This window comes from Vibrio alginolyticus NBRC 15630 = ATCC 17749 (assembly GCF_000354175.2).
GTDB lineage: Bacteria > Pseudomonadota > Gammaproteobacteria > Enterobacterales > Vibrionaceae > Vibrio > Vibrio alginolyticus.
This window is the reverse complement of the sequence record NC_022359.1, coordinates 792,543-806,589: the sequence shown is the minus strand read 5'-3', so window position 1 is coordinate 806,589 and position 14,047 is coordinate 792,543. Positions and strand designations below refer to the sequence as shown.

General features: G+C 43.8%; 9 protein-coding genes and 1 pseudogene. 2 read left to right on the top strand and 8 right to left on the bottom strand.

The genetic code is table 11. From position 1 onward, the window contains the following. Nucleotides 1-14: 14 nt before the first annotated feature. The 3 genes from N646_RS18985 to N646_RS18975 all read right to left on the bottom strand — a co-directional run bounded on the left by N646_RS18985 (nucleotide 15) and on the right by N646_RS18975 (nucleotide 4,029). Nucleotides 15-1,469 (bottom strand): sucrose-6-phosphate hydrolase, encoded by a 1,455-nt coding sequence (locus N646_RS18985; RefSeq protein WP_017819850.1) that lies wholly within the window; start codon nucleotides 1,467-1,469, stop codon nucleotides 15-17. Nucleotides 1,470-1,500: 31 nt separating this feature from the next. Further along, a complete protein-coding gene (locus N646_RS18980) occupies nucleotides 1,501-2,424 on the bottom strand; it encodes an aminoimidazole riboside kinase (protein WP_017819849.1) in 924 nt (307 codons plus the stop codon). Between the two features lie 165 nt (nucleotides 2,425-2,589). Next, complete coding sequence (locus N646_RS18975) at nucleotides 2,590-4,029, bottom strand: sucrose-specific PTS transporter subunit IIBC (protein ID WP_017819848.1); 1,440 nt, start codon at nucleotides 4,027-4,029, stop codon at nucleotides 2,590-2,592. A gap of 235 nt (nucleotides 4,030-4,264) precedes the next feature. Here N646_RS18975 and N646_RS18970 point away from each other — a divergent pair, with 235 nt between their 5' ends. Beyond that, nucleotides 4,265-5,251, top strand: a complete 987-nt coding sequence (locus tag N646_RS18970; RefSeq protein WP_017819847.1) for a LacI family DNA-binding transcriptional regulator — start codon at nucleotides 4,265-4,267, stop codon at nucleotides 5,249-5,251. 63 nt (nucleotides 5,252-5,314) lie between these two features. Here N646_RS18970 and N646_RS18965 read toward each other — a convergent pair whose 3' ends face one another. The 5 genes and pseudogenes from N646_RS18965 to N646_RS25020 form a co-directional block, all read right to left on the bottom strand. Further along, the gene (locus N646_RS18965) at nucleotides 5,315-6,688 is read right to left on the bottom strand and encodes a carbohydrate porin (protein WP_031777226.1); all 1,374 of its coding nucleotides are present in this window, start codon (nucleotides 6,686-6,688) and stop codon (nucleotides 5,315-5,317) included. A gap of 740 nt (nucleotides 6,689-7,428) precedes the next feature. After that, on the bottom strand, nucleotides 7,429-8,307 hold the full coding sequence (locus tag N646_RS18960; protein ID WP_017819845.1) for an alpha/beta hydrolase: 879 nt from the start codon (nucleotides 8,305-8,307) through the stop codon (nucleotides 7,429-7,431). Between the two features lie 32 nt (nucleotides 8,308-8,339). After that, complete coding sequence (locus N646_RS18955; protein ID WP_017819844.1) at nucleotides 8,340-10,283, bottom strand: TonB-dependent receptor domain-containing protein; 1,944 nt, start codon at nucleotides 10,281-10,283, stop codon at nucleotides 8,340-8,342. 151 nt (nucleotides 10,284-10,434) lie between these two features. Continuing rightward, entirely contained in the window at nucleotides 10,435-11,388 is a 954-nt protein-coding gene (locus N646_RS18950) for a LysR family transcriptional regulator (RefSeq protein WP_017819843.1), read from the bottom strand. A 253-nt stretch (nucleotides 11,389-11,641) separates the two neighbouring features. Then, a pseudogene (locus N646_RS25020) lies at nucleotides 11,642-11,911 on the bottom strand (transposase); the annotation flags it as partial. A gap of 395 nt (nucleotides 11,912-12,306) precedes the next feature. Between N646_RS25020 and N646_RS18945 the strand changes: the two are divergent. Next, a complete protein-coding gene (locus N646_RS18945; protein ID WP_017819842.1) occupies nucleotides 12,307-13,911 on the top strand; it encodes a S8 family peptidase in 1,605 nt (534 codons plus the stop codon). Nucleotides 13,912-14,047 lie beyond the last annotated feature (136 nt).

The window sequence follows — 14,047 nt, the reverse complement described above, 5'->3', positions numbered from 1 at the left end:
TGTATTCGAAACCGTTACTTAGCTGATTCAAACAAACCAGAAATACCTTTCAAAGGGAAAAGCCTTGCTTGCTCCAACCCTCTCAACGTTACCGTATTGAGGTCATCAATAAAGAAACGACTGGTCATCGTGTGTTTGCCGCCATTAATGAAAATCTCGATGACAGAATTGTCGATATACATCTCAATCGTCTGCTTAGCGTCCAATCTTGGTGCTTTTCGAATACCACCAAATTCTTCTGCGTACAAATGAGACATGTGACGACGGTCCAGCATAAACTCGTGCTCTGTCGCACTAAAGACGATGTTGTCACCTTTGAGGTTACTCAGCTCAAGTTCAAAGCCATCGCCCTCAAGGTCTAATTGGATCAAACAACTTGTGCTTTCCAGTGTATGGGATTGTGCAAAGACCACCTCTTCTTTTCTTAAACTCTTCAGCTCAGGGAGCGGAGCTTGAACAAGAAAACCATCTTTCAACGTTAGTTCTCTAGGAAGAGACAACATTCCTGCCCACTGGTGTGTGACCGATGGTGTGTCGATTTCTGGCAACCCTATCCATGCAATAAGAATGCGACGCCCATTCTCATCTAAATAGGTTTGTGGGGCGTAGAAATCAAACCCATAATCTGGCTGCAAAATATCTTGGTGGTTTTCTAAAATCATCGACTCTAGGTTCAACTGATCACCCACGATATACGCAACAGAATAGATGTTTTTGAAATCATAAGGATTATTACTGCTCACGCCCTGTGGAGAAAACAGCATCACCGATTGACCATTAATCTCAAAGAAATCAGGACACTCCAACATGTACCCAAGGTCAGAAAACTTGGTCTTGATAGGACCTTTATGCTGCCACGTTTTCAAATCTTTGCTTTGATAGAGCGCCATTGAACCATGCTCGGTTTTGGTTTGAGCACCCACCACCATCAAATAGTCGTCGCCTTTCTTCCAAACTTTTGGATCACGAAAGTGCTCCGTGTAATGTTCGTTCTCAATGACCACACCATGCTTTTCAATGTTGCCATCTGAATCCATGGTGGCAAAGCACTGTGTTGGAATTCGATTCCAGTTTTGGTCACGCTTATTACCAGTAAAAAACAGCAAAGCCTTGTTGTTTTCCACCAAAGCACCGCCCGAATAGACACCATGTGAATCGTAGTCTTGGTCAGGATGAAGACCCACGCCATGATCTTTAAAATGGATGAAGTCTTTAGTAGAAAGGTGGTACCAATACTTCATTCCATGGACTGGTCCCACAGGCGTCCACTGGTAAAAGATGTGGTGCTCACCATTGAAATAGCACAACCCATTTGGGTCATTTAACAGCCCAAATCTAGGGGCGATATGAAAACTAGGAAAGCCTTTATCTTGCTGACGTGAAAGTGTCATTTCTTCGATATCACACTGAGGGATTTGCTCAAGTCGACGATATCTTTGCTCTACAGTCCAACGGTTGTTTAAGCTCATAATTTTTCTCAACTGAAATTGGATCTGAAGATCATTGCCCAATAAATTGCAGCAACTCTGTCTGGGTCGGAAGCGCGGTCATTGCGCCTTTTTGCGTCGTCGCTAATGCACCACAGCCATTTGCCCATTGAATCGCAGAGCTAACAACAGGATGATTTTTCCAATCGTCATGCCGAGACAGGCATGCCAGTAGCCCTCCGACAAAAGCATCACCCGCACCTGTGGTGTCAATCGGACTAACGACTTGACCTGTGATCAGTTCACTCTGACTTTCAAAGACGCGCCAAACACCTTTCGCACCTTGTGTCACCAAGACCAAAGCAATATTCAAAGAGGCTATTTGTTGTAAACCTTGCGCCATCGACGTTGAGTCAGTCAAGAACAAAAGCTCTTCTTCAGAGAACTTAACCACATCGGCCATCGCTACAGCCTTCATCACGACAGCTTGGATTTCTGATTGATCTTGCCACACTTCATCACGCAAGTTAGGGTCAAAGCTAATGAAACCACCAGCGGCTTTTGCTCTTTTGATCGCCTCAAATGTGCTGCTTCTACTTGGCTCATTTGCCAGTGAAATTGAGCAAACGTGTAGCCAGTCACCTTGCTTAAAGTTTGGGATGTCTTCAACAGACATAAACTGATCAGCGCTCGGTTTTACCATAAACGTAAAGCTGCGCTCACCTTGCTCGTCTAAATCCACCACCACTGTTGATGTTCTTTGCTCAGGATCTTTAACGAGAAACTCCGTGCTCACGCCCTCTTGATCGAGCGTTGATTGCATGAAGCGACCAAATGGGTCATCACCTACACGTCCAAAAAACGCACTCTTACCAGATAGACGAGCAATTGCTACGGCGACATTCGCTGGTGCACCACCGGGACATTTGAGTAAAGAAGTCTCAGATTCCGGTATTAGATCGACAACAGCATCACCAGTTACCCACACTTGATTCATCTTGCTTACCTTGAAATTAAAGCCCTGATAGTCCAACGTGTTGAACACCTTCACTACCAAGTAAAAATTGAAAAAGGCTAGCCAAGCCATTAGTGCTTGGCTAGCACCCCAAACATTTAGGAAAAGAAGTGGATTTTGGGGGACTCCACCCTTAAGGAGTTCAGATTAAGCCGCTGCTTTTCTACCGACTTTAGCGCGGTCACGCATACCAAGAACAATGGTGAGAACAAATGCGGTCAAGAACGCGATCACCATACCCGCGATGTAGTACCCAATCTTCTCTGGCGTAATGGAAATGATGCCTGGAAGACCAGCTGCGCCCAATGCCTGAGCTTTCACATTAAACATTGTGATGAACGCACTTGATAACGCCGCAGCGCAAACTGCCGCAATAAATGGGTAACGTAGTTTTAGATTAACACCAAACATGGCTGGCTCTGTAATACCCAGCAAACCCGTAACACCCGATGGAATCGCAATACCTTTCATCTTCTTATCTTTGCTCATCACGCCCACCGCCAACGCTGCCGCTCCTTGAGAAACGTTAGACATCGCCGCAATAGGAAAGATAAAGGTGCCGCCCGTCGTCGCAATATCCGCAAGAAGTTGAGTTTCAATCGCAATGAAGCTGTGATGCATACCAGTAATAACAAACGGAGCATAAATAAGACCAAATACCGCACCACCAACAAAGCCAGCAGTGTTGTATAGCCAGTTCAGACCATCACCCAATAGGAAACCGATATCACGCGTGAACGGACCGACGACAGTAAACGTCAGCAAACCCGCTATGAAAATCGCCAGTAATGGCGTTAAAAGGTTGTCTAAAACAGAAGGTATGACTTTACGTAAGCCTAGCTCAACCTTCGCAAGAATGAATGCCGATACCAAAACCGGTAACACCGAACCTTGGTAACCCACTTTTTGGATTTCAAAGCCAAGAATATTCCAAACCGGAATGTTGCCAGACACAGATGCGCCGCCGAATCCCCAACCATTCAGCAAGTCAGGGTGAACCATCAACATACCTAGCGCCGCCCCTAAATATGGGTTACCGCCAAACTTCTTACTGGCTGAAAATGCCAGCAGAATAGGCAGGTAAACAAACGGCGCGTTCGCAAACGTGTTGATCATGTTCGCCAAGTCTGTCAGTCCTGGGTTGGCATCAATCAAAGATTTGCCATCAATGAACAAGCCTTGAGCAGTCAATAGGTTATAGATACCCATCAACAAACCACCAGCGACGATTGCGGGAATGATTGGGACGAAAATATCAGACAGCCCTTTCACCGCGCGCTGAACAATGTTTTGTTTCTCTGCGCCAGCAGACGCAACGTCGTTGGTGGACATTTCACTCATACCCGTCAACTTCGCCATTTCTGCATAAACTTGGTTTACGATGCCTGATCCAAAAATGATTTGGTACTGACCCGCAACTTTGAACTGCCCTTTTACCCCTTCAAGGTTATCAATCGCTTGTTCATCTATTTTTTGCTCATCTGCAACGGCAAGGCGTAAGCGTGTCGCACAATGCGCAAGTGCGGTGATGTTGCTTTTACCACCTAATAGAGTTAACAACTCTTTTGCTACTGCCGGATAATTCATTTCATACCCCATTGGATTATTATCTGAGCTTGCGAAATTTTCGGGAACGTTTGCAAAACAGATTTTTGCTCAATAAAACCAAATGATCAAAGATAAAGCAGAGAGAATGTGAGAATGATCGTCAAATTCTCTCCCTAAGAGCAGTATAGGAGGTTAGAATCGCTACTTATCAAAGAGCTTTTCATCTTCTCTTTGCAAACAATCCCAAAAACGAAAAACAGAATGGATAGGAACAATGGCGAGTCTGCATGATGTCGCCCGTCTGGCTGGCGTATCAAAATCAACAGTGTCACGGGTTATAAACGATGAGTATGGCGTAAAAGAAGCGACAAAACAGAAGGTCCGCCAAGCAGTAGCGGAGTGTGGCTATGTGCCGAACCAAGTCGCTAAAGATCTAAAATCTCAAAAGACCAATCTGGTTGGTGTCATTGTTCCTCGGGTTTCCTCTCATGCCACATCCCAAGGTGTCGATGGATTAACCGATGTCCTTGAAAAAGCCGGGAAACATGTCTTACTTGCTAGCACTCACCAAGCCCACGAAAAAGAACTGGAGTACATTCAGATCTTTAACCAAAAACGGGTTGAAGGGATCATTCTTTACGCCACCCACCTCGATTCCAAACTGGTAAAAGCAATTCAAAACTCAGCCGTTCCAGTTGTGCTCGTCGGTCAAGATGGTTCCATGTTTAATATTCCAAGCATCATTCATGATGACGCACGAGTAGGGTTTGAAGCGGGAAATAGACTGGTTGCAAAAGGTTGCCAAACCATGGGTTTTATTGGTGTGCAAGGTGACGATATCGCGGTAGATAAGCAACGCTCTGAAGGATTTGTTCAAGCGCTACAGCATCATGGTTTTGAGATCGCCTTCCATGCTCGTGGTGACTTTACCATCGATTCTGGCTATTCATTGGCAAAACAACACTTAACAAAGAACCCTAAGCTAGATGGCTTGTTCTGTGCGACAGACCGTATTGCTATCGGTGCGATGAGAGCGATTCAAGAGCTCGGGTTAACACCGGGTAAAGACGTTTTAGTTCTAGGAGTTGGTGATGATGAGCTCGCATCAGTGTGCACCCCAACCTTATCAACATTTAACTATGCATTTGATAAAGCGGGTGAAAATGGTGCGAAACTGCTACTAGATAGAATTGCCAACAGAAGTTTTGAAATGAGTAAGATGGTACTAACATTCAAAACAATTGAGCGTCAGTCCTGTTAATGAAAAAGCGCCAACTGAAATCAGTTGGCGCTTTTCTTATTACTCTTTGTCGGTTAGATCCCTTTAGAACCAAGTTTCCATTTGCAGTGCAAACAGAACTTCACCACCATCACCCATCGTTGCAGCACCCGCATCCTGGCTAATCGAGTAGCCATTCAAGTCTTCGCTCCAATCAACGTAGCTAACTGCAAAACGTAGCTCCGGACGGTCAAAGAAACCTGCAGCGGTAGACATCTTAAGCGTTGGTGCAATTGTCGCTTTGTAAAAACTGCCACTTGCTTTATCAATCGCATTGTCTAGGTCCATGTATTGGTATGAGCCTTCATAAACCATCTCAAAGTTCTGCGTAAACTCTTGCGCTAAGCGGATGTTGAACGATGCCCACGTAAATTCATCATTTTTAGCAAAGCGATCTTGGCTGTGTTCTGCTAGCAACGCAGGTGCTACACGCCAGTTGTCGCCGATGCGTGTTACACCATAGCTGAACAAGCGTACGGCTTTTGCGTCTTCTAACAAATCTCCGTTTGAACCGATGCCTTTAAGTTCCGCACCCAGTCCATCACCCATCAAAATACCGGTTTTAGAGAAGCCTTCACTCATGCCAAAGAAGTTATCGCCATGGTAAGCAAACATCGCATGTAAACCTTTGTCCGCTCCGCCTTCTACGCGATCATTGTTATCAGCAGACGTCATGCCGCTCAGCATCAATTGCCAATTACCGAAGCGGTTGTTCATTGTCGCGATATAGTTTTCAACATCTGTTGATGAGCTATCAATCTCACCAAAATCACGACCATAGATCGAGAAGTTTGCTTTCCACGAATCGCTCATTTGGACGTCATACACACCAGCACCAGTACCAGATAAGAAAACAATATCCGAGTCAAAGAAGTGAATGTCAAAGTTATCACGGTCAAATCGTTTACCAGCCCAAAACGTCGCGTCAGCAAAAGCTCTTGATTCAGAGAACATACTCAACTTGTTTAGCTCAGCATATATCTGACGAACGTTTAATTGACTCTCGCTCGCCGTCCATTCGTTATTGGTTTCCGTACTATCTGCCAACATGATTCGGAACAATGCGCTGGAACCATCATCTGCAAAACGTTTGTGAATAAGGTTTGCTTCCACATAATGATCATCCTCTACCCCTAATCGCCCAACTGGAGCGCCAATAGCACCAGCTGCCGTCATGTAAGGACCAGTACCCACTGCACCATTCAGATCGTCATTAATCAGTAGCCCGGAACGAGCGTAGCCATGAAACTCAAAGCTTGAGGCTTTCTCATTTGCTTCTGTGGATGCTTTTTCTGTCTGCTCAAGTCTCTGTTCTAATTCATTAATTCGCTTTTCAAGAGCGTCAACATCTGTTGCTGCGAATGCAGGTGCAGTAACCATTCCAAGCGCTACTGCCATCGTCAAAGTGTGTAGTTTCATTTCCATAGTCTCACGTAAATTTATACTTAGGCACATTGCAAACGTTCCCAAGGAAAAATCGCAAACTTATGGTGACTTTAAATGTCCATCTAAAGCCTGAATTTCAGAGCGCTCGTACTCAGAGCGTCTCTACTACTTATATCAATGAGGGCGATAATATATAAACTTTTCGGGAACGTTACCTTTAAGAGGCCATTTTGTTACTTCTATCACGTTCAATTGTGTTACTTACAGAAAAATCATTAACCAGCGCACATTTGAATTAATTGTTAGCGCTAGAGGAAGTAGTTTGAAGGTGACAGGCTACAAAGAAGGAGTTTAATGTTCATTTGAGAGAATACTCCCTCGCTTCCCTATGCTACTTGATGGTAACTCATCTCTATTTATTGATGAAAAGTAGCAGCTAAGGTTGAACGTAACTAAGAGCGAAGCGGATCTCGATACCTCATTTCAAACAACTTGAAAGGCTGTTAAGACGAGATAAACGACCTTCATTTTCTGTGAAGAGCGCTTTGTTGTTCTAATTCAAGCTAACGAAACACTTTTTTGGACAGAAGTACGTTAGAATACATACCCTAAAGTAGTCATAGATTTATTCAACCACTGCCTGAAAATGAGCCAGCCGCTCCCATTAATCAGAATGATAAAATGCCCAATAGAGATACATGAAAAAGCCAACTGTAATCACAGTTGGCTCAGTATTTCCCCTTGAACTTTTAAGCCTTATATTGACTAGAGCGTTAGTTCGGAAAGTGTTTATTTAAGAAGTCCAAAACATGAGTAACGTACTTCTCGGTATCAAAGACAGGTGCACTGTGTCCTACACCTTCTTCAATGAAAAGTTGGTTGGTAACTCCATGCTCATCAAGCTTAGCCTTAAGTATCTCACTTTGAGATAGAGGCACTCGCTTATCCAAGGTGCCGTGTAACTGTATATATGGTGGAGTATTTTCATTCACATAACTCGTCGTTGATGCTTTCTTGGCAAGCTTTGGAATATTGTTTGGAATATCTCCTAAGAAACGAGATACAGACGATTTTTTGCTGGTTTTCTTGCCACCTTTATTACTTAACTCAAGTAAATCGGTAGGGCCAAAAAAGCTTACTACGGCTGAGACCTTGTACTTTGGTGGCTCATAGAAATCTACTTGGTTGTATGCCGAGTTAGTCGCACCAATAAAGCCAGCGAGGTGCCCGCCAGCAGAGCGTCCCATTATCACAACATTGTCCGCTTTAATACCGAGCTTTTCAGCATTGTCGTACAAATAGTTCAGTGCATCATTAATGTCTTGTACTGGTTGAGGAAAGATCGCTTCTCCACTTAAACGATAATCAACTGAAGCTAGCGCATAACCTTCATTCAACACAGACTGAAGTAATAATGGGTTCTTTTCTGGGATGGCGTCTTTGCTCCCACGTTTCCATGCACCACCATGTACCCAGACTAATAACGGGTACTGAGTATTTGATTCAACCGAAGGAGTATAAAGATCGAGTTTAATCTCTCTTTCACCTACAGTTTTGAACAAGATATCCTTCTCTACATTGAACTCCCCAGCCAAACAGACAAAGGGCATAAGTAGCAGAGAGGTCATCGCAGACTTAATTTTCGTATTCATTGTTTTGTTATTCGCTTAAAAAAGTAAGTAGATTAGAAAGTCGCTTCAGCAGCTAACCAGTAGCGTCGGCCATCTTCAATGTAGCCAAACTCTTCCTCTGTGATTTGCTCATCGAACAAGTTATAAACCGCTGCCATTAACTTCACATTCTTAGTTACACGCCAGTTCACACCGAGATCCACGTAAGTATTAGAAGGTGCCAACGTTCTTGTGCTATCACTAGTGATGTTGTTTTTCTCTTTGCCTCGATAGTTCATGCGGGCCCATGAAGCAACATCATCACGCACTGCCCAATCACCATTAAGTGAGAAGATATGTTCAGGTGCTTGTACAAGAGGCAAGCCATCATCATCGTCATTAGTGTTCTTTTCACTACGAGTATACGAGTAGGTTGCACTTAGTGTAATTGACTCTGTAATACCCTTAGATACGGAACTTTCTGCACCATAGCTGTTCGCATCATCAATGTTGACGTAAGTGCGGTCGCAACTTCTGCTATCAGTACACGTCGGATCGACAAACTCACTTTCGATCTTGTCTTTGAAGTCGCTGTAAAACAAAGTAATGTTTGCAGAAAGGTCTCGCTCATTAACGTAATACAGTCCCATCTCTGTATTGATGGAGGTTTCTGCTGTTAAGTCTGGATTACCGTAAATAGAACAACGCCCTCTACAGCTCTCTTGAACCCACTCTTCGTCCATTTGTGTCAAACTAGGTGCTCGATAACCCGTAGACACACCACCTTTTAGCGTCCAACTAGGGTCAATAGACCAGACCCCGTAAGCTCTTGGGCTAAATTGCCCGTCAAAGATCTCATTGTCGTCATAACGTAAACCAAGGGTGAGAGCGAATGTATCCGTGAGATACCACTCGTCCTCAGCAAATACTGCCCATTGCTTGTTTTTAGAGGTCAATGACAGTTTATTGTCAGTCAGATCCTTTTGCTCGAAAGATGCGCCCAGTGTTAAGTAGTGAGCATTAAGAGGCAGACCCCATTGCGTATTAATTTGACTATTCTCGACTTCTTTATCTGCACCGATATTTTTTACTGTTTCATTACTGATAAATGAAGAACTTGTACCCCAAGAGTAGTTTCCGTCGTGGCTAAAACCAATAGATTGGCGTTCATATTCTCGTACTGCAACTTGAGACTCTCGCTCCACTGATTTACCTAGAGTGGTCTCTCGCTCTTGGTTATGATTGGTGAACTCCAGAGTAAAAGTGTCATCCGAGGTAGGTGTGAGGTACAAAGAAGCTCGATAGTTGTCGAGTGTCTTACCTGCATAACCACCTTCAATTTCATCTTCTTTTCTTTCCTGATACAGTCCAGTCAAAGAAGTACTCAACAGACCATCAATGACAGGGCCAGCAAGGTAAAGCTGCCCTTGATAGCTATTTCCAGATTTTGAATTTTCTTGAAGCGTCGTTTCTGCACGCAAGCTTCCGTGCCACTCTTGATAATTTTTACGCGTAATAATATTAATCACACCCCCCAAAGAATCAGACCCATAAAGGGTTGACATAGGGCCACGTACAACTTCAATACGTTCAATTGCACTCAACGGGGGAAGCCAGTCTTGTTCAGTAAACGTACTACCATTAGTTTGAGTTTCTCGACCAGACTGCTTCCTGCCATCAACAAGAATGGCCGTATATTGAGCAGGCATACCTCGAATTGAGATATCTTGGCCATCACCACCTCCTGTAACGGTTACCCCAGGTATATCACTTAAAGCATCAGTCAAATCTTTATATGAGCGATTTTCAAGTTGCTCTCGGGTGAGAACACTTATTGTTGCTGGCGCTTCTGTGACATTCTGTTCGTAACCAGAGGCTGTAACCACTACGGTTTCCATTGCTGTTGTATTGATACCAGTCTCAGGTAACTGGTCATTTGCAACAACGACCATAGGTACAGTAATACAAGCAGAAACAACTGATGTAGAAAATAGAGAGTATGTGAAAAGAGGCTTCATATTGAATAGGCTTAAAATGTAATTGCATTTAATAATTATTATCAATTAAACCTGATTATCATAATCACTGACAAGTTAATCACTATCGAGAAAAGAGAATATCACTATCCAATATACGAATAGTTAACCACGAATTACCCGATATAAGCATTTAAGCTAAAGTATCGGTTCCAACATAGAGCTGTTTAAAGATCTCTCGTACCCATTCACACATAGGATCATCGTTAAAGCGTTTGTGCCAATATAGGAAGACTTCTTGAAAGTCCAACTGTAGCTCGGCAGGTACTTCTCGAACGATCAAGCGAGGGTCTTGACAAGCTGCCTCTGCAAAAGGTGTCGGTAGATGAAATATAATCTCAGTCTCCGCAGCGATACTTGGAGCAGAACTAAAGTTATTCAGTTGCACTGGCGCTGATAAACGCTTTTTTTTGTTCGCTAACCCTAGCTCTTGGTATTTATGCTCAAACGACAATCGCTTCTCACCCTGCAAAGAGACTTGTCCAAAGTCAAATTCGGCCAAACGCTCTGGAGTTAGCTCTAAATCGGCCAGTGGATGATAGCGGCTCATAAGCAAACGGAAAGTACGCTTAGCAACAACCATTCGATAGATATTTTGCTCAGAGCTTGGCGGTTGATGAGAGGAAAGTGCGAAATGAACATCTCCAGCCACCAACGCATCAAAATGACGTTTTGGTGCTGAGTCCAAACTGACCTTAAGGTTTGGAGCCTCTTGCCGAATCTTAGCGATAACCTTAGGCATTAAGGTATTAATCTGAGGAAGAAGGCCGTAAACCTTAACGGTGCTTGATACAGTGCTCGGATCAAACGAGTCTCTATGGGCAAGTTTTTCTAAACTGGTAATCACATTATTGATGTCTTGCCTTACTGACTCTGCTTTTGGAGTCAGTTCATAGCCGTATTTCTTGCGCACCAGTAATTCGTCATTAAAGAAAACTCTCATTTTTTGCAGTGCTCGACTTACCGCAGACTGGCTCATATTTAAAGCCATAGCGGTGTTAGATACATGCTTCTCTTCGAGCAAGTGCTTTAAAACAAAGAGCAAATTCAGATCAATTTGAGATAAGTTCACGTCAATACCACCCATCAAGCTTCCAGTAGGTGGTATAGTACATAAATCTCTAGAGTTTGTGGTAAGTGTTTTCGATACTACAAGGCACTATTGAAACACAAGTCTGGTAGCAGGACAGTTTCCGTGCTAACACGAAAAGGGGCAAAAGTGTGTTTCAGTTCTTAAATGGGGAAGTGTTTTCCTCATATTCCTCAACCAATACAGCTAGCCTTTCAAGTTTACAAATTAGTCTTATATTTGCTTTATCGAAAGGCATTGAGGTTACTTACCTTGGCGCGAGATTTTTTAAAGTGCTCAATACCGTGTTGTATGCGACATTCAACACTTGTACTGTTTCCCTAACGCCAGAGCTATTCATTGACATATCAACAATTTTTTCTTTTACATCTGGCTTGCGGGCTTCGTAAACTTAATCAAGTTAAAGCTCTTTCGACACTCGATACATCTGGAGCGAGGAAAGCCAGAATGCCCTTTTCCATGTTCACGAACGGGCTCTGGTTTTATTACAGAAACGACATTGAACTTGGATAGTAACCATGAGTTAAAAAACATCAGAAATCAGGTGGCTATATTAACATCTATCAACCGATTTGAGTTGTGACCAATGAAAGGATAGTTAGGTTTTTATTGCGTAAATTATCGGTAAGATGAGGTCATATAACAGGCAATATGCCAGGTGTGTAGAATTATTCTATTTTAGGGATTTTGCTCTAAGTCTAAATGAATCTTTGCATTTCAATTTCAATAAAGCTTGGTTATTGATCATGTTTCTGAGTATGCGAATTATTATCAGTTATGCATATAATTGCTCATTGTCTAGTTTGACTTGTGTAACGTCACTTCAGCACGTACTACGCTGATTGTCTGTGTTTTCGTGTTGACAGTTTGGTACTAGGTAAAAATCAACAAGACTATGATTTCAAGGAACATTTTATGTTAAAGAAACTACTAAGTTGTTGTATCACCTCCGCGCTCTGTTTTCATTCTTCTCTCGCTTTTTCGCAATCCAATGAGATTGTGGACAGTACAGAGTTACAACAAGCTCCGGACATATTACCAGCCACATTAATGCTCGCACCGGACGAGATCGCCATTGCAGATCGCTACATAGTGGTATTTCAACAACCGCAAATGATGGCGAGCAACTCAACGGAATTCGAGCAATTCACGCAACAATCCGTAGACCGCATGTCTGGTTTGTATTCGGTAAAAGTGGAGTCGGTTTTTGACCACTCGATAAGTGGATTTGTCGCTAACTTGAGTCCTGAGCAACTAAAAGATCTGCGTTCTGATCCTCGTGTGGACTACATTGAGCAAGACAGAATCCTATCGCTTGACCCAATAGTCTCGGCAGACGCAAATCAAACCAATGCCATTTGGGGACTAGACCGAATCGACCAACGAAACTTGCCACTCGATAACAACTACAGTGCCAACTTTGATGGGACTGGGGTAACGGCTTATGTCATCGATACTGGTGTGAATAACGCGCATGTTGAGTTCGGTGGTCGCTCAGTTTCAGGGTATGACTTTGTCGATAACGATGCAGATGCAAGTGACTGTAATGGACACGGCACACACGTAGCTGGCACCATTGGCGGCAGCTTGTATGGTGTTGCGAAAAACGTCAACCTTGTCGGCGTGAGAGTATTGAGCTGTACCGGATCGGGTTCTACTTCTGGTGTTATTGCCGGTGTGGACTGGGTGGCTGCGAACGCTTCCGGACCTTCAGTCGCCAACATGAGTTTAGGCGGCGGTCAATCCGTCGCTCTGGATAGTGCGGTGCAAAGTGCGGTTCAGTCAGGTGTCAGCTTTATGCTAGCAGCAGGTAACTCCAACGCCGATGCGTGTAACTATTCTCCAGCACGCGTTGCTTCCGGAGTAACTGTCGGATCGACCACTAGCACGGATGCACGTTCGAGTTTTTCAAACTGGGGCAGTTGTGTGGATGTATTTGCGCCAGGTTCACAAATCAAATCTGCATGGTATGACGGTGGCTACAAAACCATTAGTGGCACTTCGATGGCGACGCCACATGTGGCGGGTGTAGCAGCATTGTATCTTCAAGAAAACAGTTCACTGTCTCCAAGCCAAGTAGAGGCCTTGATCGTTAGCCGCGCAACTAGCGGAAAAGTGACGGACACAAGAGGCAGCGTGAACAAGCTACTTTATAGCTTAACGGATGAAGATTGTGGCCAAGACTGCGGTGGCCCAGACCCAACACCGGACCCAGAAGGCAAATTAACCTCGGGCGTGCCAATAAGTGGTTTAAGTGGTTCAACTGGTCAAGTAGCGTATTACTATGTTGATGTAGAAGCTGGGCAGCGTTTAACCGTACAAATGTATGGTGGAAGTGGTGATGCGGATTTGTATCTCCGTTTTGGAGCAAAACCAGCACTGAATGCATGGGACTGCCGACCTTTCAAATACGGTAACAATGAAACATGTACGGTCAGTGCGACACAAAGTGGACGTTATCACGTCATGATTCAAGGTTACTCAAACTATAGCGGTGTCAGCATTCAAGCGAGCTACTAGTTATTCTTCTCGTTATTAGAAGAGAACAAAGCCCGCTTTTCGGTGGGCTTTTCTTTTGGGAATACTGTGCTTTAGGGAATGCAGTGTTTAAGAGGAGACGCCCGACGCTATTCAAACGTATTGGCCTTTTGCTTCA